This window comes from Methylobacter sp., from assembly GCF_004322395.1.
Taxonomy (GTDB): Bacteria; Pseudomonadota; Gammaproteobacteria; order Methylococcales; family Methylomonadaceae; genus Methylobacter_A.
Window position 1 is genome coordinate 23,093 of sequence record NZ_SCTW01000131.1, and the last position, 22,215, is coordinate 45,307.

Annotated in this window: 23 protein-coding genes; 10 read left to right on the top strand and 13 right to left on the bottom strand. The window is 46.3% G+C overall.

Annotated elements, in window-relative coordinates:
• Positions 1 to 6 precede the first annotated feature (6 nt).
• The 3 genes from mreD to EPO18_RS17380 form a co-directional block, all read right to left on the bottom strand.
• Entirely contained in the window at positions 7 to 492 is a 486-nt protein-coding gene (gene mreD / locus EPO18_RS17370) for a rod shape-determining protein MreD (protein ID WP_292435500.1), read from the bottom strand.
• The gene (gene mreC, locus EPO18_RS17375) at positions 489 to 1,460 is read right to left on the bottom strand and encodes a rod shape-determining protein MreC (RefSeq protein WP_472850910.1); all 972 of its coding nucleotides are present in this window, start codon (positions 1,458 to 1,460) and stop codon (positions 489 to 491) included. Before mreC ends, mreD begins: the two co-directional genes overlap by 4 nt.
• Positions 1,461 to 1,810: 350 nt before the next feature.
• A complete protein-coding gene (locus tag EPO18_RS17380; RefSeq protein ID WP_292435502.1) occupies positions 1,811 to 2,854 on the bottom strand; it encodes a rod shape-determining protein in 1,044 nt (347 codons plus the stop codon).
• A gap of 130 nt (positions 2,855 to 2,984) precedes the next feature.
• Between EPO18_RS17380 and gatC the strand changes: the two genes are divergently transcribed.
• From gatC to gatB, 3 genes are read left to right on the top strand one after another with little or no spacing between them, the layout of a single operon-like run.
• Positions 2,985 to 3,272, top strand: a complete 288-nt coding sequence (gatC, locus tag EPO18_RS17385; protein ID WP_292435503.1) for an Asp-tRNA(Asn)/Glu-tRNA(Gln) amidotransferase subunit GatC — start codon at positions 2,985 to 2,987, stop codon at positions 3,270 to 3,272.
• Between the two features lie 17 nt (positions 3,273 to 3,289).
• Positions 3,290 to 4,741 carry an Asp-tRNA(Asn)/Glu-tRNA(Gln) amidotransferase subunit GatA gene (gene gatA, locus EPO18_RS17390; protein WP_292435504.1) on the top strand — a complete coding sequence of 484 codons (1,452 nt, stop codon included), beginning with the start codon at positions 3,290 to 3,292 and terminating at the stop codon, positions 4,739 to 4,741.
• Between the two features lie 11 nt (positions 4,742 to 4,752).
• The gene (gene gatB / locus EPO18_RS17395) at positions 4,753 to 6,189 is read left to right on the top strand and encodes an Asp-tRNA(Asn)/Glu-tRNA(Gln) amidotransferase subunit GatB (RefSeq protein WP_292435506.1); all 1,437 of its coding nucleotides are present in this window, start codon (positions 4,753 to 4,755) and stop codon (positions 6,187 to 6,189) included.
• Positions 6,190 to 6,297: 108 nt separating this feature from the next.
• On the opposite strand, the gene EPO18_RS17400 is transcribed toward gatB, so the two are convergent.
• The gene (locus tag EPO18_RS17400) at positions 6,298 to 6,756 is read right to left on the bottom strand and encodes a tetratricopeptide repeat protein (protein ID WP_292435507.1); all 459 of its coding nucleotides are present in this window, start codon (positions 6,754 to 6,756) and stop codon (positions 6,298 to 6,300) included.
• 253 nt (positions 6,757 to 7,009) lie between these two features.
• Here EPO18_RS17400 and EPO18_RS17405 point away from each other — a divergent pair, with 253 nt between their 5' ends.
• Together EPO18_RS17405 and EPO18_RS17410 are read left to right on the top strand one after the other, a co-directional pair.
• Positions 7,010 to 7,468, top strand: coding sequence for a pilin (locus tag EPO18_RS17405; protein ID WP_472850911.1), 459 nt, complete (start codon positions 7,010 to 7,012; stop codon positions 7,466 to 7,468).
• Positions 7,469 to 7,963: 495 nt separating this feature from the next.
• Positions 7,964 to 9,343, top strand: coding sequence for a tetratricopeptide repeat protein (locus EPO18_RS17410; protein ID WP_292435510.1), 1,380 nt, complete (start codon positions 7,964 to 7,966; stop codon positions 9,341 to 9,343).
• Between the two features lie 178 nt (positions 9,344 to 9,521).
• Here the strand turns inward: EPO18_RS17410 and EPO18_RS17415 are convergent, their stop codons facing one another.
• The 3 genes from EPO18_RS17415 to lexA form a co-directional block, all read right to left on the bottom strand.
• Positions 9,522 to 10,286 (bottom strand): inositol monophosphatase family protein, encoded by a 765-nt coding sequence (locus tag EPO18_RS17415; protein WP_292435512.1) that lies wholly within the window; start codon positions 10,284 to 10,286, stop codon positions 9,522 to 9,524.
• A gap of 220 nt (positions 10,287 to 10,506) precedes the next feature.
• The gene (locus tag EPO18_RS17420) at positions 10,507 to 10,659 is read right to left on the bottom strand and encodes a hypothetical protein (RefSeq protein WP_292435513.1); all 153 of its coding nucleotides are present in this window, start codon (positions 10,657 to 10,659) and stop codon (positions 10,507 to 10,509) included.
• 10 nt (positions 10,660 to 10,669) lie between these two features.
• Positions 10,670 to 11,305, bottom strand: a complete 636-nt coding sequence (lexA, locus tag EPO18_RS17425; RefSeq protein ID WP_292435515.1) for a transcriptional repressor LexA — start codon at positions 11,303 to 11,305, stop codon at positions 10,670 to 10,672.
• A 171-nt stretch (positions 11,306 to 11,476) separates the two neighbouring features.
• On the opposite strand from lexA, the gene dhaL reads away from it, so the two are divergent.
• The gene (gene dhaL, locus EPO18_RS17430) at positions 11,477 to 12,124 is read left to right on the top strand and encodes a dihydroxyacetone kinase subunit DhaL (protein WP_292435516.1); all 648 of its coding nucleotides are present in this window, start codon (positions 11,477 to 11,479) and stop codon (positions 12,122 to 12,124) included.
• On the opposite strand, the gene dhaK is transcribed toward dhaL, so the two are convergent.
• Both dhaK and EPO18_RS17440 read right to left on the bottom strand, forming a co-directional pair.
• Positions 12,107 to 13,096 carry a dihydroxyacetone kinase subunit DhaK gene (dhaK, locus tag EPO18_RS17435; protein ID WP_292435517.1) on the bottom strand — a complete coding sequence of 330 codons (990 nt, stop codon included), beginning with the start codon at positions 13,094 to 13,096 and terminating at the stop codon, positions 12,107 to 12,109. The two genes, dhaL and dhaK, sit on opposite strands and share 18 nt — an antisense overlap.
• Before the next feature lie 88 nt (positions 13,097 to 13,184).
• Positions 13,185 to 14,012 carry an HAD-IIA family hydrolase gene (locus EPO18_RS17440; RefSeq protein WP_292435519.1) on the bottom strand — a complete coding sequence of 276 codons (828 nt, stop codon included), beginning with the start codon at positions 14,010 to 14,012 and terminating at the stop codon, positions 13,185 to 13,187.
• Positions 14,013 to 14,614: 602 nt separating this feature from the next.
• Here EPO18_RS17440 and EPO18_RS17445 point away from each other — a divergent pair.
• Positions 14,615 to 15,133, top strand: a complete 519-nt coding sequence (locus EPO18_RS17445; protein ID WP_292435522.1) for a DUF1097 domain-containing protein — start codon at positions 14,615 to 14,617, stop codon at positions 15,131 to 15,133.
• 434 nt (positions 15,134 to 15,567) lie between these two features.
• On the opposite strand, the gene EPO18_RS17450 is transcribed toward EPO18_RS17445, so the two are convergent.
• The 4 genes from EPO18_RS17450 to hemA all read right to left on the bottom strand — a co-directional run bounded on the left by EPO18_RS17450 (position 15,568) and on the right by hemA (position 19,256).
• Entirely contained in the window at positions 15,568 to 15,990 is a 423-nt protein-coding gene (locus EPO18_RS17450) for a M67 family metallopeptidase (protein ID WP_292435524.1), read from the bottom strand.
• A 72-nt stretch (positions 15,991 to 16,062) separates the two neighbouring features.
• Positions 16,063 to 16,908 (bottom strand): peptide chain release factor N(5)-glutamine methyltransferase, encoded by an 846-nt coding sequence (gene prmC, locus EPO18_RS17455; protein WP_292435525.1) that lies wholly within the window; start codon positions 16,906 to 16,908, stop codon positions 16,063 to 16,065.
• Positions 16,909 to 16,914: 6 nt separating this feature from the next.
• Positions 16,915 to 18,000, bottom strand: a complete 1,086-nt coding sequence (prfA, locus tag EPO18_RS17460; protein WP_292435527.1) for a peptide chain release factor 1 — start codon at positions 17,998 to 18,000, stop codon at positions 16,915 to 16,917.
• Positions 17,997 to 19,256 (bottom strand): glutamyl-tRNA reductase, encoded by a 1,260-nt coding sequence (gene hemA / locus EPO18_RS17465; protein ID WP_292435528.1) that lies wholly within the window; start codon positions 19,254 to 19,256, stop codon positions 17,997 to 17,999. The genes prfA and hemA overlap by 4 nt, the downstream gene beginning before the upstream one ends.
• Before the next feature lie 219 nt (positions 19,257 to 19,475).
• Here hemA and EPO18_RS17470 point away from each other — a divergent pair, with 219 nt between their 5' ends.
• The 3 genes from EPO18_RS17470 to ispE form a co-directional block, all read left to right on the top strand.
• Complete coding sequence (locus EPO18_RS17470) at positions 19,476 to 21,221, top strand: tetratricopeptide repeat protein (protein WP_292435529.1); 1,746 nt, start codon at positions 19,476 to 19,478, stop codon at positions 21,219 to 21,221.
• Complete coding sequence (lolB, locus tag EPO18_RS17475) at positions 21,221 to 21,817, top strand: lipoprotein insertase outer membrane protein LolB (RefSeq protein ID WP_292435530.1); 597 nt, start codon at positions 21,221 to 21,223, stop codon at positions 21,815 to 21,817. Before EPO18_RS17470 ends, lolB begins: the two co-directional genes overlap by 1 nt.
• The coding region (gene ispE, locus EPO18_RS17480) for a 4-(cytidine 5'-diphospho)-2-C-methyl-D-erythritol kinase (RefSeq protein WP_292435531.1) at positions 21,798 to 22,215 on the top strand (418 nt) is incomplete at its 3' end. The genes lolB and ispE, both read left to right, overlap by 20 nt.

Consider the following 22,215-nt stretch of genomic DNA (forward strand, 5'->3'; position numbering starts at 1 on the left):
AGTGTTTTATTTAGTGCGTCGTGACAAACGGACACGGCGTAGCACTGTATAGATTAGCGGCCAGCATAGAGTACCGGTAAAAACAGGCAGCCAAAAAGAAAGATGCAGTTGGTCTGGGTGCTGAATATTCTTTAACCAAAAAAGCAGTACTTGGCTAAACAACAGGCAAGAGAAAATAAACAAGCCTTGTTGAGGCAAAGGGAATTGACGCAAACGCTTATGCAGCATCAGACAAAAATAAATAATCAATGAATAGGCCAGTGCATATTGACCGAACATTCTTCCAGTCAATACATCGGTAAGCAACCCAACTGTCCAGGCATGAAAGATACCGACGCGTTCCGGCACGGCTAGTGCCCAATAGATAAGTACTAGAAGCACCCAGTCCGGATTTATGTTGGATAAGAAACCTGGCCAAGGCGCAATTCTTAAACACATCGCCATGATAATAGTGAATATAATGCGGCCCAAGCTGGAGGAGTGGCTATTCATCGCGAGTTTGTCCCTGCCCGCGCGCCTGCGGGCGCTTTGCGTGCCAATCCGCTCCCGGCGGATTGAGTGTTATGAGCTGTTCCGGTTTGTTCTCCTTCGGGTGTTTTGTTTACAGATTCGCTATTAGTGGATTGGTCAAGAGGGTGAGTCTCGGAGGCTTTTGATGCTGTTGGTTGCGCGTTGAGCGAAACAGGAGATGAATCGCTCCATACTATCAGTAGCTCCCTGTTTCGGTCCAGCATGGCTTTAGGAGTGGCGGTAATGTTCACGAAAGGTTTGTTGGTTATCGGAGTAAAATCGTCGATAACACCAACCGGGTAGCCTGATGGGAAAGTGCCGCCTAAACCCGATGTTATCAGTAAGTCGCCTGGGCGAATATCCGCATTATTAGGTAAAAAAGGCAAGTTAAGCCGGTTCAGCTGCCCACTGCCTACTGCGATCGTCAAAAGGCCGTTACGATTGACTTGGACGGGGATGGCGTGGTTCGGGTCGGTAATTAACATGATTTCGGAACTAAACGGCAAGGCGCGAAAAACTTGCCCAACCACGCCGTTCGCATCCAGTACCGGCTGCTGGGGATGGACGCCGAAACGAGTGCCTTTGTTGACCACCACTATATTTTCGTAAGGCGCCGTATTGATCGACAATAATTCTGCGATCAATAATTGTTCGCCGAGTTTGAACGAATTTTCCAATAACGCCCGCAGACGAATATTTTCTTTTTCCAACGAGTCGAATTTAAGCAATCGGGTTTTGTCGATGAACTGTTCTTCGCGCAATTGGATATTTTCGCGCTTTAAAGTCGAATAAGAGCTAACAGAGTCGGCGGCTTGTTCTATCAATACTGTCGGTAAATCGACCAGATATTTTAACGGGTCGACAACGACGGATAACGTGGCTCGAAGCGAGTCCAATCGATGGCTTCTATGCTCAGTTATCAATAAAGCAACTGAAGCAATTATCGCCACAAGCAAACGGGTATTGATGGAAGGGCCGGTAGCAAATAATAGTTTTATAGCGGGATGCCTCTTTTTATCCAGTTAAAAAATGATAGAAGCGCTAAGCTGTCGGTCGGGTTAGGCGCACATTTTGGAGTCATAACCCCAACGGGTGCTGCATGGGTTTGTTGTCGAGTGATATTAACACTCAGTGCACCGTTATACTGATCCTGAATATACAGATGGATGTGGTGAGTGGAAAGATTGCAAGAACAAATATCTGCCCTTGCAATCGAAGGCCGATCACGCACTCCACTAAGTTTTCGCGTCTTTTTGCTGGCCAAAATAAACGCTTTAAAGGATAACCATTTATTCTTGATTTACTCTAAGGAAAAAGTCGAAACTCCTTTTTTATCCAACATTTCCAGAACCATGCCGCCGCCTCTGGCAACGCAGGTTAGCGGGTCATCAGCGATATACACCGGCAAGCCTGTTTCTTCGGCTATCAGTCGGTCTATATCTTTCAATAATGCGCCGCCGCCGGTTAAGAATATGCCGCGGGTTGCTACATCCGAACCGAGTTCGGGCGGTGTTTGCTCCAAGGCTAATTTTACAGCGCCGACAATACCGGATAGCGGCTCTTGTAGTGCTTCCAGGATTTCGTTGCTATTTAAGGAGAAACTGCGTGGCACGCCTTCTGCCAGATTGCGGCCTTTAACTTCAATTTCCCTGACTTCGCTGCCGGGATAAGCGGTGCCGATTTCATGTTTTATTCTTTCTGCGGTTGCTTCACCAATCAGCGTGCCGTAGTTTCTGCGCACATAATTGATGATGGCTTCGTCAAAGCGGTCGCCGCCGATACGGACAGATGAAGAATAGACAATACCGTTTATTGATATGACCGCTACTTCAGACGTGCCGCCGCCAATATCCAAAACCATCGAACCGCATGCTTCCTCGACAGGTAAGCCTGCACCGATAGCCGCCGACATAGGCTCTTCAATCAAATAAACTTCGCGCGCACCGGCCATTGCTGCGGATTCCCGAATGGCGCGACGTTCAACTTGTGTTGAGCCGCAAGGTACGCAGATTAAAATGCGAGGACTTGGGCGCAGCATTTTGCTTTGATGAACTTTTTCGATAAAAAATCTCAGCATCCGCTCGGTGACCGCAAAGTCGGCGATTACCCCGTCTTTTAGCGGGCGGATTGCGGTAATGTTGCCCGGTGTGCGTCCCAGCATCAGTTTTGCATCAAGACCGACGGCGGCAATTGTTTTTGCTCCACGGATTCTGTCTTCTTTGATGGCGACGACCGAAGGTTCATTAAGCACAATGCCTTGACCGGGAATGTAAATCAATGTATTGGCGGTTCCTAAGTCAATAGCGAGATCGTTGGAGAAAAGGCCGCGAATTCTTTTGAACATTTTTAGCTGTATCCTTTGGAGGAATAAAAATTGTATTACTTTATCAATCAAGCGAGTGTTTGAGCAAGATATAAAGTATTATAAACGTATTAATATATAGAATCTCTGAAATTTTTATTGGGAGTTAATCGTGTCTTTAACGGCGGATGATGTGAAGAAAATAGCGCATTTAGCGCGGCTGGGAATCGAGGAGCAGGATGTTGCCTCTTATGCAAAAGATTTGTCCGGGATGCTGGATTTGATGACGCAGATGAGCGATCTTGATACCGATGGCGTCGAGCCTATGGCTCACCCGATGGATCAGGTGCAAAGATTACGAGCCGATGTGGTCACGGAACAAGACAATCGCGAAAAGTTTCAGGCTATCGCGCCGCAAGTAGAAGACGGGCTCTATCTAGTGCCCAAAGTAATTGAGTAAAGGGAAAAGTAACAACTATGCATAACAAAACAATTGCGGAATTGGCTAAGGGACTGCGTTCCGGCGAATTTTCAAGCGTAGAATTGACCACGGCTTATTTAGACAGAATCAAACAACACAATTCGCTTAATGCTTACATCACTGTCACCGAAGAGCTAGCTTTGCAGGAAGCCAAAGCAGCCGATTCAAGGCTGGCAAAGGGCGATGCGGAACTTTTAACCGGTATTCCGGTTGCGCAGAAAGATATTTTTTGCACCGAGGGAGTTAAAACCACCTGTGGATCGAAAATGTTGGACAACTTTATTGCGCCCTACAACGCAACAGTAGTCGATAAGTTTAACAATGCCGGTGCAGTGATGCTGGGCAAGCTGAATATGGACGAGTTTGCAATGGGCTCATCCAACGAAACCAGCTATTACGGCGCAGTCAAAAATCCTTGGGATGTTAATACGGTTCCGGGCGGATCGTCAGGCGGTACGGCGGCGGCTGTTGCGGCGCGGCTTGCGGTTTGTGCGACTGGCACCGATACTGGCGGCTCGATCCGTCAACCTGCGGCCCTTTGCGGCATTACCGGATTAAAGCCGACTTATGGCCGGGTATCCCGTTTTGGCATGATTGCTTATGCATCCAGTTTGGATCAAGGCGGCCCGATGACCCGCAGTGCCGAAGATGCGGCTATCATGCTGCAAACTATGGCTGGTTTTGATGAAAAAGATTCAACCAGCGTCGATTTGCCTGTCCCCGATTATACGGCCGGGTTAAGCAACAGCCTCGAAGGTTTAAAAATCGGTCTACCCAAAGAGTTTTTCGGCGAAGGGCTAAACAGCGATGTGGCGGCAACGCTTGAAGTCGCGATCAACGAATACCGGAAATTAGGCGCGATAGTAACGGAAGTCTCCATGCCCACGCTTAAGCTGGCCATTCCCGCTTATTACGTCATTGCTCCGGCCGAGTGCTCAGCGAACTTGTCGCGCTTTGACGGCGTGCGTTTTGGCTACCGCTGTGAAAATCCAGTGGATTTGACCGATTTATATACACGTTCGCGAGGCGAAGGTTTCGGTAAAGAAGTTAAGCGCCGCATTTTGATGGGAACTTATGCGCTGTCGGCAGGTTATTACGACGCTTATTATATTAAGGCGCAAAAAATCCGCCGCCTGATCAGCGAAGACTTTAAAAGAGCGTTGTCTGAAGTCGATGTGATTATGGGGCCGGTAACACCGTCAACCGCGTTCGGTATCGGCGAGAAAATCGGCAATCCGATTGAAATGTATCTATCCGATATTTATACAATTGCGATAAATCTTGCCGGCGTTCCGGCTATGTCGGTTCCGGCAGGGTTTGCTAAAGGCATGCCCGTAGGCTTGCAGATCATCGGCAATTATTTTGCGGAAGACAAATTGTTGAATATCGCCCATCAGTATCAGCAAGTTACCGATTGGCATACATATACACCTAAAGGTTTTGAGTAAGGAGCAAACAGATGAGCCAACAATGGGAAACAGTAATCGGCTTGGAAATTCACGCCCAACTCGCCACCAAATCAAAGATATTTTCCGGGGCGTCCACCGCTTACGGTGCGGAACCCAATACTCAGGCCTGCGCCGTCGATTTAGGTTTGCCGGGCGTACTGCCGGTATTGAACGAAGAAGCCGTGCGCATGGCGGTCATCTTCGGCATGGCTATAGATGCGCATATTGCACCGTATTCGGTGTTCGCCAGAAAAAACTATTTTTACCCGGACTTGCCTAAGGGCTATCAAATCAGCCAAATGGACCTGCCGATTGTCGGTAACGGTCATTTGGATATTAATGTTGACGGAGTCAGCAAGCGTATCGGCATCACTCGTGCTCATCTGGAAGAAGACGCGGGTAAATCATTGCATGGGAATTTTCACGGCTTGACTGGGATTGATTTAAATCGTGCCGGTACTCCGCTGCTGGAAATTGTATCCGAGCCGGAAATGAGTTCAGCCAAGGAAGCTGTGGCCTATATGAAGACAATGCATGAACTGGTGCGCTACCTAGGGATTTGCGACGGCAATATGCAGGAAGGCTCGTTCCGCTGCGACGCCAACGTATCGGTGCGCCCCAAAGGCCAAAAAGAATTCGGCACACGAGCAGAGCTTAAAAATATCAACTCGTTCAAGTTTGTTGAAAAAGCTATCAATCACGAAGTCGAGCGGCAAATAGAGCTGATAGAAAGCGGCGGCACGGTGGTTCAGGAAACCCGCTTATACGATTCGGTCAAGGATGAAACCCGTTCGATGCGCAGTAAGGAAGAAGCCAATGATTACCGGTATTTCCCTGATCCCGACCTGCTGCCTGTATTGATTGATGAAAGCTTTAAGTCGCAAATAAAAGCTCAATTGCCTGAATTGCCTCAAGCGAAAAAACAGCGTTTTAAAGATGACTATGCCCTGGATGAAGAGAGTGCCACGATACTGACATCCTCCCGTTCGCTGGCGGACTATTTTGAAACGGTAGTCAAAGCGTCGGGCTGCGAAGCAAAAATGTGCGCCAACTGGGTGACCGGTGATCTTTTAGCCGCACTTAACAAAGCCGACCTTGAAATTACCGATTCGCCGATCAGTCATGAGCGTTTGGCAGGGCTGTTAAAGCGTATCAGCGACGACACCATTTCCGGAAAAATCGGTAAGCAGGTGTTCGAGGAGCTGTGGCAGGGCACCGCTACAACGGATGAAATTATCGAAGCCAAAGGCTTGAAACAGATCACCGATACCGGTGCGATTGAAGCTATCATCGATAAAATTATCGCCGACAACCAGGATCAGGTTGAGCAATACCGTAGCGGTAAAGATAAAGTCTTCGGCTTTTTCGTTGGGCAGGTAATGAAAGAAATGCAGGGCAAGGCAAATCCCGGCGAAGTAAATAAAATGCTTAAAGAAAAATTAAAGTAAACGGATTAAAAACTAAATAACTTGAGTGAAGGGCAACCAAGGAATTCGCCGGTTGCCCTTTGCGTAAAGTGTAAATGAGTTTTTAGTTACTATTCAGTTTTTTCTCAGTTAATTCATATGTATCGACTGAATTTGTGAGAGCGCAATCGAATGCCCCAGCGAAGCGGCTTTGGCAATCCACATCATCGCGAGATTATCGTCTTTGGCTAAGCCGTTGCCAGTTAAATAACAATTGCCCAGCAAGTGCATCGCATCGGCGGCTTGCTGCTTGGCTGCCAATTCCAGCCAATAAACGGCGCTTTTAGGCTTGTTTTGTTCCAAAAAAAGCAGTGCCAAATCATTTTGCGCGGTTACATTTCCGGCGTCAGCGCTTTCAATCAGCTCAATATCCTCTGGAGCTAGCGCAACGCATATTTCGTGTTTGATTGAATCGAAACAGATCATTGTCTTGTGATAGGCTTCATTATCGGCAGCGCACCGTAAAGTGCCGTCGGCAAGGCGCCGTCGTATGGTGCGCATGCTCCATTCAGTTAAAGTAGTGGCGGCTTGAAGACTGACGTGCTGCATGTTATCCCCTTAAATTCAAATGAGTACAATGTGTTTGGCAGGGTTTTTTAGAAGGCATTCTATCATGGCAGAGCTTTTGGGGGGGCAGTTCTGTTACTGTCAGCTTTTTTAACACGATTTATTTTTGCCGGATAGAGGCTATTTCCCTATTTTAACCGCGGTGATAGGCCGCTCTGAAAATGGACTTGTGATTTGGCATGGCTTCTGCATAGCTCATGTTGTAGTTTATTTTTACTTCAAAGAGGATTTATTCATGAATGCATTATCTATTAAAAAAGCACAACAAGGTTTCACCTTAATCGAATTAATGATCGTGGTTGCGATCATTGGTATTCTAGCGGCGATTGCGATTCCGGCTTATCAGGATTACGTAGTCAAGGCAAAGTTAAGTAAAGTTGCCACAGCAGCGGATCCAGTCAAACTTGCTATTGCTCAATTTGGTCAAGAGCATGGTGGTTCGGTAACATTTTTAGCGGCCGATGCTTGGACTTCGATGGGGTTACCAGGGGCTCCTACACCAACTAATGAGGTTACTGGTATTTCAGTATCAACATCCGGGGTAATCACAGCGACATTGCAGAACATTAAATCTACGGTTGATACTAAAACGGTAACATGGACGCCAAGTTTTGGTAATACAGCTGTCAAATGGACTATCGGCGGTACAGGTGCATCTGCCGAGCCGCTTGTTGCTCAGGTAATAGACAAATAATAGACCTATTCAGCTAGGTAGGGAAGATAACGCTTTTTGCTTACCCGTTACTTTGCTATCAAATCGTGTTCAAACCATCCAATCCTTCGCTGGGTTGGGTGGTTTTTTATTTATGCTGTCCGGGTTGGGTGGATTAAACCGTGCTGCCCGGCCGCAATTACAGCTTTTTTAACAGTCAGTAGTAATACACTTGACTGAAAATTAAGGTAACGCATGAATACTTTTTTTTCCATATTGGCCTTATGTTTTCCGGTTGCCTTGCTTTACAGCCAGTTTTTTTGGAACCCTGTCGTCTTTGATGATATTCATTTTTTCGACGGCTCGGTACATGAGCAATATCTAGGTAAGGTATTCAGCTTTGATTTGCGCTGGTTACCTTATGCTACGTTTGAATGGACGCGTGCGCTGTTCGGTTTTGAGCTGATCTGGTTTCGACTAGGTAACTTGTCGTTACATCTTGCCACGACTATCACTTTGTTTCTATTCTTGCGTCGATTGTTTGAACGAATTCTTCCTTCTAATGCTGAAAGCAGCAAGACCTTGCCCCCACACTGGTTGGCCTTTTTTGGTGCATTGATTTTCGCCTTACACCCGGCCTCTGTTTATGCGGCCGCCTATTTAATTCAGCGTTCCACTTTGATGGCAACGTTGTTCGCCTTATTAACTTGGCGTTTGTTTCTTGAAGGTTTGATCAGAGACAACTGCCGCTGGCTGCTGGCATCGGCCATCACTTACTTTCTGGCTGTATTCTCGAAAGAACATGCGATCATGACGCCAGCGGTAACCATAGCCCTGCTGTTTCTAGTCAACAACCACCCGATCCGGCAACGATTGATGATGGTTTGGCCAACCTTTGTACTCTATGGCTTGATTGGTGGATTCGTAGTTCTCCAGATCAAAGCTAGTCATATATTGGGGCAGGCTTATGAACCAATAGCCGAAAGTTATATGTCCTTGCTGGGATCTGGATTCAATGATGATCTGGCTTATCCTATGTCGATGCTGACACAGTCGTTCTTGTTTTTTAAATATTTATGGGTATGGATTGTGCCAAGCCCTGCGTGGATGTCGGTTGATATGCCTCAACACTTTGCAAGGAGTCTATGGTCTTGGCCGGAAGTTGCTGGTTTGATCGGGTTTATACTTTACCCCATTGTTGCTATTCGCTTGCTGCTGCAAAAAGGGATAAAAGGTTTGCTGGGTTTTGCGCTGCTTTGTCCGTGGCTGTTATTTGCCACTGAGCTTTCAACTATTAGGATTCAAGAGTCTTTTGTACTTTATCGCAGTTATTTATGGATGTCGGGTACTTTCTCCGCATTGCCTTTTTTATGTCAAAAACTAAGCGCAAAACAGGCGGCCGTTACTCTGACCTTTGTTGCACTATTGATGATGCCTTTATCTTGGATGCGTTTGACGACCTTTTCTCACCCGTTGTTACTTTGGGATGATGCGGCTCGACGGGTCGAGAATGTTGAAGGAAAGAGCCCAGGCATCGATAGAATTTTCTACAATCGAGGTAAAGAATTAATCGGAGTAGAACACTATGCCGAAGCGATAGATGATTTAAGCAAGGTAATCGAGCTAAAAGGGCTCTATGTTGGATATGCTTATCAAAACCGCGGCTCGGCCTATTTAGGAAGCCGACAGTATCAGCTAGCTCTAAGCGATTTTAACAAGGGAATCGAGCTAGTGCCGACGAATAAAGCAAAACTTTATCTAGGTAAAGCGCGTACCTTGGAAGGACTTAACGACTCTACCGCTGCCATGCAGGCTTATAAGCAAGCTTGTTTGTTGGGGCTGCCAATTGCCTGCCAAAAAACGGGACAATCTGCAGCTCCGGTCAATTTATTGAACGAATACCTTCTACACCCATAGAGAAAAAGGCGCTGAATAGGGGGTAGCGCTTTTCTGTTTATTCACACAATGGATAAACTTGTCAAATCGTACTCAACGCGAGCCCTCCAAATCTTCACTAGGTTGGGTGGTTTTTCTGTGTGGTCTTTGAGTATCCAATTCTTTGAGTATCCAATCATGTAATAGCATTGACCCGGCTTTACATCAGAGGAAGCAGCTGGTTAAGAATTTTCCCGTTGGTTACTAGAATCTGTTTTGGAAAGAGCCCTTTATTCCCTTGAAAGTCGGTAACCGTAGCGCCCGCTTCGCTGGCAATCAATGCGCCGGCAGCAACGTCATACAGGTTTAATTCCTGTTCCCAATACGCATCAACTTGGCCGTCCGCAACGAGGCATAGATCTATTGCCGCAGAGCCAAAACGGCGCTGTCCGGTTGTTACTTCGGCTATTCGGCAGAACCTTTGCAGATTGTTTTCTTTTAGGTACGAGCGTAAGCAGGCGAATCCGGTCGCAATCATTGCATCGGAAAGATTGCTTTCATTGGATACGTTAATCGGCTGGCCGTTCTTCTGCGCTCCTTTGCCTTTCTCTGCTGCATAGTAGTCATCCAGTGCGGGAGCATAGATGGCGCCGAATACGAGTTCCTGGTTAATTTCAAGTGCTACGCTAATCCCCCAAAAATACTGGCCTCTAGAAAATGAGTGCGTGCCATCAATCGGGTCGACGACCCAACGGCTGGTTTGGTTTGCGCTTTGTCCGCTTTCTTCTCCCCAAAAACCGAATTGCGGATACTGTTTGGCAAGAGATTCTTGTAGGAAAGCTTCAATCGCTACATCGGCATCGGTGACTAGGTCGCGAGGACTTTTTTTGGTTACTTCTAAATTTTTCAGGTCTTTAAAATGGGTCATGGCGATCGATCCGGCGTCACGGATAATCGTTTCAAGAACGGCTAGCGAAATGGGCATTTAAGATAATCTTGTAGGTAAGTTCGAAATATGCTGGAAAAGACCAGGTGCGTGAGTGATTTCACGCACCAGAAATCAATGGTCTAAAATCAGGGATGTTTAAGATGCAGCGATCAGTCGATAAGAAAGTTTAAATAATATATTGTTATCTCGATTTATCCAATTCTTTGTCGATGATTTTTTCAAGTTATATTGGCCGACAAGCAAATTGCGGCCGGTTTTAGATACGAATAAGAAAAATAATGATGGTTACAAATAACAGGGAAGTCGCAAATTCTTCCAGCCGTTCAGTGAGCGGCGGTTTGCCGTTCCCCATGATTATTTCAACTCGATTGGTCACTTGGTCGCGCATGTGGATTCGTTGTTGTAACATGATATTTCTCCTAATGATTTTTAGTATAACTACGCATTTGTCCCACTAAAACGCCTTGAATTTCCACTTGCGCCGGATTGTAGCGCATTGCTTCCATCGTTGAATTAGCAGGAATAAGTAATGTTTCGTGAGGGTATTGCTCTATAAATTTCAATGTGGCTTCGGATTTATTGACCAAAGCCACCACAATCTCGCCATTACGAGCATGACAACGTTGTTCAATGATCACCCAGTCGCCGTCGTAGATGCCTTGCTCAAGCATTGAATCGCCTTTTACTTTAAGGACGTAACAGGGCTTTTGTGTTTTCAGCTGTTCAGGAATGGCCATGTAAGTGATATTTTCGACGGCTTCGATAGGTTTCCCGGCGGCAATAAATCCGACAAAAGGTAGTGCACTTTGATCATCGGAAGAGTTGATCATTTGTTTGGCGTACTCGGTTAGGCGAATGCCGCGCTGTTTGCGTTCGGGTGCTTCAATCAGGCCTTCGCTAATCAAGGCTTTAATGTGATTATGTAGCGAGCCGCGGGACTTCAAGCCCATGCTTGCGCAAAGCTCTTCCAGTGTTGGAGGGTGTGAAAATCTATCTTGATGCTGCAATAAGAAATCGAAGATTTCCTGCTGTTTCCGAGTGAGTGATTTAATCATAATGTGTTCTCAATTTGTTTTTAAAAAATATAGCAGCAGAACAAATAAAGAACAAGTAAAAAGTTAAAGTTATTTTTTAACTTACCTTATGGAGCGTTGCTTGGGGTATGATTCGCCAGATCGGTGAATTGCATATCACCTTAATGACTATTAAAACCGGAGGACGATATCATGCAACTTGTACCTGCATTATTACCCAGCCTGATTCAGGCGATAGATCATGTAATCGAGAAAAATGCCGAAGAAGTGACGGCTCTGGATCAGGCTATCGGTGACGGCGATCATGTGACTAATCTACAACGCGGTATCAAGGCGCTGACGGTTCAAAGCGATGAATTGGCGCAACTTGACTGGACAACGGCCTGGCAGAAAATCGGTATGACCATGATGACTGCGGTAGGCGGCGCATCTGGGTCTTTATACGGCACCTTGTTTGTTGCGATGAGCAAGGCTGCTCGCGACCGGCCTTTGGATCTGCAAGCGTTTGCCGAAATATTCAGTTGCGGTGTGGATGCGGTAAAGCAGCGGGGAAAGGCGGATGCGGGCGAAAAGACTATGTTGGATGTTCTGATTCCGGTGGCGGCAAGCTTGCGGCAAGCGGCAGCGGATTCGGTTGCATTGCCTGTAGTTCTGGAAAATGTCGCACAGACAGCAATAGCCGGAATGGAGTCTACCCGGGATATGCTGGCGACCAAAGGACGCGCTTCTTTTCTGGAGGAGCGCAGTCGCGGGCATATCGATGCAGGGGCTAAAACCAGTCAGTTAATGATTTGTGCGCTGGCCGGTGTGTTGACGGAGCATTTAACAGCCCCAGCGTAAAGCTGCGGTATGGACGGGCGCATCCCATAGACGGAGCATTTCTTCATCAAGCAAGCTCAGAGTGATAGAGCAGCCTGCCATATCAAGTGAAGTGGTATAGTTGCCGACTAAGGAGCGGCAGATGTTAATGCCGCGTTTTTCCCAGTGCCGGGATGCCAGCTCATAAATCAGGTGCAGTTCCATCAAAGGTGTCGCGCCGAAGCCGTTTATATGCAATAACGCCGATTGGCCTTGTTGCGGTTTCAAGTCTGCATCAATAATCTCGGCCAGATAGTCGACAATTTCAGTCGCGCTTTTGATTGCAATACGCTCGCGCCCGCGCTCGCCATGAATGCCCACGCCCATTTCGATTTCGTTATCTCCAATGTCGAAAGTGGGCTGGCCCAAAGCCGGTACGGTGCAGCTGCTCAAAGCAACGCCCATGGATGCAGTGACAAGATTGACCCGATCGCCCAATGCTTTGCAGGCAGTCAGATCAGCGCCCGCTTCTGCCGCTGCGCCGATGATTTTTTCTACAATCAGCGTGCCTGCAACGCCGCGTCGCCCGGTGCTGTGAGTTTTTGGAAAAGAAACGTCATCGCAGACCAGTACGGTTTCGTGCGGGCAATCAAGCATTTCGGCGGCGATTTCGAAATTCATTACATCGCCCGCATAGTTTTTGACGATGAATAAAACTCCGCCGCCATTTTCCACGGCTTGAGATGCTGCCAGCATTTGATCGGGAGTAGGGGATGTGAACACTTGACCTGGACAGGCCGCATCAAGCATTCCGAAACCGACAAAACCTGTATGTAAAGGCTCATGTCCTGAGCCGCCACCGGAGATCAACGCAACCTTGTTCGGCGCGGTGGGCTTAAGCCGCTTGACAAAGTGAGGTTGGGCGTTGAATTGAACTATATCGGCATGGGCTTTGGCAAAGCCGCTTAGGCTTTCGTCAAGCAAGGTGTCAACGCTATTGATGAGTTTTTTCATTGCAGCGGCTCCGGTGGATCAATTGTTTTAATGGTAGCGGGTACGGTCAGCTTGTTCAATCAGCTTGAATGCGTGGCAGTCGCATGGGCTAGCTTTTAAGGGCTTGTGTAATGTCGCGGATATCCTGCATAACCCATGTTGGCCGATAATCCGTTGTTTCAAAATCTTCTTCGGTGGATACTCCTGATAAAACCATCAGGCTGCGTATGCCGGTGCGAACGGCGCCGAGAATATCGGTTTCCAGCCGGTCGCCTATAGCCACTGTGTGGGCTGGATCAATACCTAGCAACGTGAGGGCTTGCTGGTAGATAATGGGTTCTGGTTTACCGATGATGGTCGGTACTACGCCGGTGGCGGCTTGTAAGGCTGCCAAGACTGCGCCGTTGCCATGGGTGAGGCCGCGCTCTGTTGGCAGTGTGGTGTCGGCATTTGTACCAATAAATTTGGCGCCGGCACGGATATTCAAGGTAGCTGTTGCCAGCTTGTCCCACGACAAATGTCTATCCATTCCGCAGACGACAATGTCGGCACCCATGTTTGGATTATCTTTGTCATCATTCAGTTCATAGAGTCCGGTCAAGGTAAAGCCGCATTCAATGAGCGGCTGTTTGGCCCCGTCTTCCCCAATGACATATACGCGGCTCTCCGCAGGATTCGTATGCTCGCTCAGATACAGTGCCGTTGCCATGCTGGAGGTCAGGATTTCATCGCGGCTTACCTCTACGCCCATCTGTGCCAGTTTGGCGACATATTGCTCTTGAGTCAGTCTGGCGTTGTTAGTGGCCAGAATAAATGGGATTTGTTGATCGCGTAAGGTTTGAAAAAAGTCATTCAGTCCAGGCACTGGTTGATCCCCATGCCATAAAACACCATCCATGTCGATGATGAGTGCTCGTATATTGATAAAAGGTTCCATCGATTTTTCTCTCTTATTTGGGGTTGTTATTATAATGTATAAGACGAATATTTATATGGGCTTCAGCTTGGGCATAGTTCTGGCTTACATATGCGGGTCGGTTATAAGTGGTCTGATTAGCTCTGGATTAGTGGTTTGATTATCGACTCTTGAATCTTTTGACGACTTAAGCAATAGAAATAGAACATTCAAGCTTTATTTAATCATACTGGATTTCGTTTGAATCTTGACATAAAAAGCTTAATTTTTCTGGACTCCTGCACCCTTTATATTAACAGTGCATGAAAAGGCTGAGCGTATTTAGGAGCAATTAGCGCAGGGCTCGCCCATGACTGATTTGCAAATACAGGCTACTCGACTTTACAACACGCTTTAAAGTTGAACGGTTTTAGAATGAGACTGAAATAATAGGGTAAATTAAAATTACCTGAGATTAATAGTTTTGAAAGCTGGTATTTATTGTGAAAATAATATCTGTTAATATCCAAAATCAACTGACTTAAGTATGGTTGTTTGGTTAACCCAAAGCGTTAAGTTTCGTAGAACCACCTCAATGCGGAATCTAACTAAACAATAAGTGAGGTGAATTATGGAAATATATTATGAACAATCTTACAGCGCTTTCAATAAGTATTGCCGGTCTGGCTGGGTTTGCAACCTTTTTGGCAGTAGGACCTCTTAGCGGTATCTTTCTTATATGGGCCGCAACTATTGCATGGGCAGCCTATTTTTTTCTTGGGGCTACTCAAGAGGCTTTGAAAAATACCATCATATGCGGAATTTTCGGTGTTTTTATGGCTTGGTTAGCAGCAATTCAACTTACTAATATTCCATCCACAGTAATTCTTGGCTTCCCGCTTTGGGCGGCTGTTACTGTAACTTGTTCCGTTGTGGTTATGTGTCTTGCGGCTAATATTCCAGCACTTGCAACAATCCCAGCAAGCGTACTTGGATATTCATCTACTTTTGCTTATTTGCTACAGACTCCCGATAAATTGACTAAAGATGTTCTGTTGAGCGCTTCCTTGGACAATCCTTTAATTTTAATATCCATTTCCATTGTCGTAGGGACTTACTTTGGTCAGTTTTCGGGACAGCTGAGTGCAAAGCTGACCAAATAATATAACCAGCGGTTATAAGTTGATTTTCCAATAGTATTGTTCACTTCCGGACGTCTTTCATCATTGTATTTATTTTACAATATGGGAGGCGGCCGGCGCTTTTTATGCTTGTGCTTTATTTAACAAGATGCTCCTAAAAATGATGTGTCAGCACTTTTCCGGGCACATGGTCTAAATAGCTTTGTGCTGTGTGATTCGTAGTTTAACGGTGACAATATTCATTAGCTGAGTGTAGTCGCCCACGTTTAGATAAGATCTCATATATTCATACCGCCGTTTAGCCGCAGATCGAGTTTTAGACTTATTAGCTTGGTTTTCAGGGTATGTAAAACTTTCTGAAACCGGTCGAGTAAACGGTGGGGAACTGCCCTTTCAGTTTCTCACAGAACCGTACGTGAACTTCTTGACTCGTACCACTAAGTTAATAGCGCTAACTACACATCTTCGTTCAAGGACAGCGCTATTTCCTGGGCCGATTTATGATCTATTTTAAAGCCGCGCATTTCCAAAATGCCTTTAGTATTCAGGGAAATAATCAGGTAAAGCGCTTCGGGATAGGACGCCAGCTCTAGGTCAATGGCTGACGGTGTTGCCGGTGCGCTCGGGTGAGAATGATAGATTGCAAATAATTGTTCTCCTTGATTGCGCATTTTAGCCATGGCTGAAATTTGCTGTTCGGCATCAAGCTGAAAACGCTGCTGAGGCTGTTCGGCAGTATTTTTAATGGGATAGCAACTGCTCGGTAGGCCGTTTCTACTGCCGATAAGTCCGCATACTTCAAAGTTTGGCGAGATTTGCGCAAGATGCAGTAGTTGATTAGCGATTTTGCGGGGAATTTGGATATGGTCTTGGGTCATATATTAGGCCTCAGGTTGACAATCTGTCCTAACAGATTTGCATTAAATCGAAGAGTGTCAGGCAGGGATAGCTTAGCATGAATTCCATTGTCCATAAGTCACACGGGGCTGTCCGGATAAGTCTGTATAAGTTTGTACATTTTCATAATGCAAATCTTTAAACAGAATTTGAATCTGTTGCTGTTGATTATAGCCATGTTCAATCAACAAATGTCCGCATGGTTTCAGGTAGCGGCGCGCAATGTCGGCGATGATTTTAATGTCTCCAAGCCCTTGCTCTGCGGCGCTCAAGGCCGTTTTCGGTTCAAACCGGACATCGCCCTGTTGTAAATGGCTGTCATCTTCTGCAATATAAGGCGGATTGCTGATAATCAGGTTGAATTTGGTATCGGGAACATCGGCAAACCAATCGCTTTGGTAAAATTCAATGTTGTTGATCTGATGTTTATCGGCATTAAGTTGGGCGATGCGCAACGCGGCTAAGCTAAAATCGGTGGCGCTGATCTGTGCTAGCGGGCGCTCAGCGGCCAGCGTAATGGCAATAATGCCAGAGCCTGTGCCCAGATCGATGACATTGACAGGTTCATCTGCCGGTATCAGTTTTAAGCTGAGTTCAATAAGCAGTTCGGTGTCGGGTCTGGGAATTAATACGTCTGGAGTGACCTGGAAATCCCGCGACCAAAACTCCCGGTTGCCGGTGATATAAGCGATAGGTGTGCCTTTTTGACGTTGTTCGAGCAACGTCTTAAAAGCGGACAGCTGTTCGGGCTGTAGCTGCTGATCCGGCCAAGCGCGAAGATGGGAGCGTGGTTTGTTTAGCGCTTGGCATAATAAAACTTCTGCATCCAGTAAGGGGGAATCGGAGACTGATGTTAGTGTGTCAACGGCTTCTGCCAGCGCGGATTTTATGCTGTGCATTTAACGTTAATCTTCGCCCAACTGGGTAAGTAATTCGGCCTGATGTTCGCTAATTAGCGGTTGTAGAACCTGTTCCAGCCCTCCTTGCATGATGTCATCCAGTTTGTATAAGGTCAGGTTGATGCGGTGATCGGTCAATCGTCCCTGCGGGTAATTGTAGGTGCGGATGCGTTCGGAACGGTCGCCGCTGCCGACTTGCAGTTTTCGAGTCGCGGATTGTTCTGCTTGGTGTTTTTCCTGTTCGGCGGATAACAGGCGCGATGCCAATAAAGACATGGCTCTGGCGCGGTTTTTGTGTTGTGAGCGCTCGTCCTGGCATTCCACGACAACGCCGGTCGGAATATGAGTAATGCGTATTGCCGATTCGGTCTTGTTGATATGCTGTCCGCCGGCGCCTGATGAGCGAAAAGTGTCAACTTTAAGGTCTGCCGGATTTATGTCTATGGCGTCAACCTCGTCGACTTCCGGCATGATTGCGACGGTACAGGCCGAGGTGTGAATACGGCCTTGCGACTCGGTTTCAGGCACGCGCTGCACACGGTGCGCGCCGGATTCGAATTTTAACTGGGAATAAACATCTTTACCGGTAACGCGCAGGATAACTTCTTTATAACCGCCGTGGTCGCCGTGGCTTTCGCTGATGATTTCGGTTTGCCAGCCCTTGCGTTCGGTATAGCGTTGGTACATGCGGGCAAGATCGCCGGAGAAAATGGCTGCTTCATCGCCGCCCGTTCCGGCACGTATCTCGATAAAAATGTTACGATTATCGTTGGGATCTTTGGGCAGTAATAGCACTTGTAAGTCATGCTCGATTGCTTCCAGCTGGTTTTCTGCGTCGCTGACTTCTTCTTTAGCCATTTCCCTTAATTCGGGGTCGCTGTCACTGGCCATTTCTTTGGCCGAAGCCAGATTTTCTAAGGTTTGTTGATAGCGTTTGTAGCAATCGACCAGCGGGTTGATTTGGGCGTATTCCTGGCTTAACGAGCGAAATTTGTTTTGATTGCCTTGTACTTCAGGTTCCGAAAGTAAGGCGGCAATTTCGTCATAGCGTTCGCACAGATTTTCGAGTTTATGTTGTATGGATGGTTTCATTGAGAGTTGGTTAATTTAAAAATTTCTCGGGCTGCGGCAATCAAATCGTGGCGTTCGTTTTCGGCTGCGGCTCTGATTTGGGTGCTAGGCGTATGGATAAGTTTGTTGGTTAGGCTGTAGGCCAGCCGGTTAAGGGCAAGTTCTGCCGGGACTCCGCTGTTTAGTAAAGCCAGGGCTTTTTGCAAGGCTTCGTCACGGGCTTGTTCGGCTTTATGGCGATAATCCTGGATGGTCGATTGAGCGCCTTGGGCGCGTAACCATGCTAAAAAATGATCAACTTGAGTGTCGATTATCTCTTCGGCCTGTTCTGCCGCGAGGCGGCGGGAATTCATGTTTTGATTTATGGTATTTTGCAGATCGTCAATGGTGTAAAGGTATACATCTCTGAGTTGCTCAACTTCCGCTTCAATGTCCCGAGGCACCGCAAGGTCTACCATGAACATCGGTTTGTGTTTGCGTTTTTTAAGAGCGCTTTCAACGCGGCCCTTGCCTAATATCGGGAGCTGGCTGGCGGTTGACGAGATAACGATGTCGGCTTCGGCCAGATGTGCATGTAACTCGGATAGGGCAATCGCATAGCCGTTAAATTGCATGGCCAGCGCGTGGGCTTTATCATAGGTGCGGTTGGCGATAATGATGCGGCCTATGCCTTGTTGCGACAAATGCCGTGCGGTCAATTCTATGGTTTCGCCGGCACCTATTAATAGGGCAGTCTGTTCGCTGAGTTTATCGAAGATTTGCTGAGCTAATTGTACGGCAGCGAAAGCAACCGAAACTGGGCTGGAACCGATGGCGGTGTCGGTGCGCACTTTTTTTGCGGCAGTAAAAGTATGCTGGAAAAGTCTGCCCAGGCGCTTGCCCAAGGTTCCTGCTTCATAGGCGGCTTGATAAGCCGTTTTCATTTGCCCCAGAATTTGCGGTTCGCCCAGAATCATGGAATCCAGGCCGCAAGCCACGCGGAACATGTGGCGAATCAAATCGCTATCGGTATGGCAATAAAGATAAGGCGTAAAATCGGCGGCACTGATTTGTTTGCTTTGAGCGACCCAGTCAATCAGGACTTGTTTGTTCGCTGTTGTTGAGGTGCAGTAAAATTCAGTGCGATTACAGGTCGACAGAATAGCGGCTTCACTGATTTCTTTGATGCGCCACAACTCCTGTAAAGAGGGGCCCAGAATTTCGGCAGGGTATGACAGGCGCTCGCGGATAAAGACCGGCGCTGTGTTGTAATTAATCCCAACTGCAAGAAGTGTCATGTGCTTACGTTCAAGGTAAAAGGGTCAAGGTTCAAGACGTAGGCCGGATGTTTTTTAAATCGCGAACCTTTTACCTTGAGCCTTAACGTCTGTATTATGTGAGTGTATTCTAAGAAATATAATGGCTTTATCCAAATGGAATAAATCGGCTGTCTGATTCGATCGATTTTTCTGATAATCTATAACAAAATATTTGTAGGAAATAAATAGGACGATTGTGTGTTAATTATTAGATTATTTTCAGTGATAATTCTTGTTTTTCTTAATAGTTGCGCCAGCTCGCTTGAAAAACCGAGTGCGCTGGAAGAAGTGGTTGAGCCTGTTAAAATAGCTGAACCCAAGGAAAAAACGCAACAAAGCGAAGCTAAAACAGCAATAGATCCGGATGTGATGTATATGTTGATGGCGGCAGAGATTGCGGGACAAAGAGGGCAATATGCAATTGCGCTGGAAGGTTATATGGAAGCTGCCAAGCGCGTTAATGACCCCCGGTTTGCGGAAAGGGCAGCAAAGATTGCTATGTATATGAAAGATAGCAATAAAACGGATGAGGCCGTTTCTTTGTGGTTAAAACAAGACCCTAACAATCTGACGGCAAGAAAAATTGCCGCGCTATCGGCATTGAGAACCGGCAATAAGCAGGCGGCCGTTGAGCATTTAGATACAATACTGAAGATTGATCCGGCTGGATTTGAAAAAACAGCGCTTGAGCTGGCCAGTGTTCTGCAAAGGGATGGTAAATCGGAATTTTTTTATGAGGTGCTGGATGCTGTAGCGGTGAAAAATCCTAATCAGGCTGTGGTTTATTTTGTGCAGTCGTTGTTGGCTATGGAAATGAAAAATAATGTACTGGCTGAAAAGAAAGTACAGCAAGCTTTGGCTATTCAACCTGATTGGGACAAGGCATTAATATTTCAGGCTCAGATAGCGGTATTCTCAGGGGACTTGAACAAGGCGAAAACCTTGCTAAAAAATGCATCTCTAAAATATCCGGAAAATGACAAGCTTAAAAAATTGTTGGCGCAAGTCTTAATTAAAGCAACGGAATATGAAGCGGCTGGTGAAATTTATAAGAATATTGTGTTGGCGAATCCGAAGGATGTTGAGAGTCAGATTGCGTTGGCATTGGTGCACTTGCAATTAAAGCGTGACGGAAAAGCTGAAGACATTTTTAAGCAGTTGCTCGACCAGCCAGAATGGAAAGACCAAGCCAGTTTTTATTTGGGCAAAATAGAAGAAAAGCGTGGACATACCCAAAAAGCATTGGCCTGGTTTGAAAAGGTGACTGAAGGGCCTTTGGTTTTTGAGTCGGCGATTTCAGCAGTTTCTTTATTGGTAAAAGAAAAGAGATTTGATGAAGCTGATTCGCAGTTGAATCTATTATCAAGCCAATTTCCAAAACAAAAGCTACGCATTATTTTGATGCGGGCCGGACTTTATGGTCAGCAAGAACAATATGAAAAAGCTTTTAATCTGTTGACTGACGCATTAGTTGAGCAGCCTGATCAAAGAGATCTGCTGTACAGTCGTGCGTTGATGGCGGAGCGGATCAATAAGCCGGATGTATTGGAGACTGATCTGAAGAAGATATTAGCTAAGAATTCCGATGATGCCGAGGCTTTAAATGCATTAGGCTATAGTTTGCTGGATAATGCTAATCGTTATGCCGAGGCAGAAACGTATTTGCAGCGTGCGCTTAAATTGCAGCCAAATGAGGCTGTAATTATGGATAGTTTTGGGTGGCTACAGTTTAAGATGGGGAGGCTTGAGCAAGCTTTGGATTACCTTGAGAGGGCGTATGCAAAACAACAGGAAAGCGAAATAGCAGCTCATCTTGCTGAGGTATTGTGGGCTTTAGATAGAAAAGAAGAGGCCAAAAAGATATTTAATAAAGCTATCAAAAAAGCTCCTGAAGATGAATATTTAATGGACTTTCAAAAAAGAATATTGAGCGGCGCAGAATAGTGTTACGTTTTAAAATAGAGCGATTGTTCATAGGCTGCCTGATATTTTTACTGTCGGCTTGTGCCGTAGTTCAGGTTGAGCCTGATATGCATTACTCAAGGGCTGCAATGCTTCATCTTTATGAGTTGGATCATTGGTCGTTTGAAGGACGGTTGGCATTGACGGGTCAAAATGATTCATGGTCAGCCAATATAAGCTGGGAGCATAGTCCTGAATCGGAACGAATAAGGTTATCCGGCCCCATGGGACAAGGAGCGGTTGTTATTTCATTAACAGGAAACGTCGTCACTATAGATCGAGGTGGTGATGATGTGCAGTCATCAACGCAACCGGAAGAATTTATTAATCAACAATTGGGTATGTTTGTTCCTGTGCATTCATTGCGATATTGGGTAGTAGGTTTACCGGAACCATCTAATTCATATACAGACATCGGTGTCGGTTTTAATCAGTCCGGATGGCTGAGTGAATACAAACAAATGCAACTTGTAAACAATGATGGGGCTATGCCGCATAAAATGACTGTTATGAATAATCAGGTTAAGTTAAAGCTAATCATTGATCGCTGGGTTTTAAATGATACAAAAACAAATTAATCAGTCTGCATGGGCAGAAAGATGGCCGGCACCAGCAAAGTTGAACCTGATGTTACGGATTACCGGGCAAAGAGATGATGGTTATCATTTGTTGCAGACGGTGTTTCAATTCATAGACTTATGTGATTGGATAACATTTCATCCGATTGATGATGGGCAGGTCAGTTTGCAAAGAACAATACCTGGTGTGTTGGAAGCCGATGATTTGACGATTAGAGCGGCAAAGCTGTTGCAAACAGAAACCGGCTGTAAACATGGGGTATGTATTGAGGTTGAAAAAAACCTACCTATGGGAGGAGGGCTTGGTGGCGGCAGTTCCGATGCGGCAACGACACTGGTTGTTCTCAACGAGCTATGGGGGCTAAAGTTATCAACGGAAAAATTGAGATCGGAAGAGC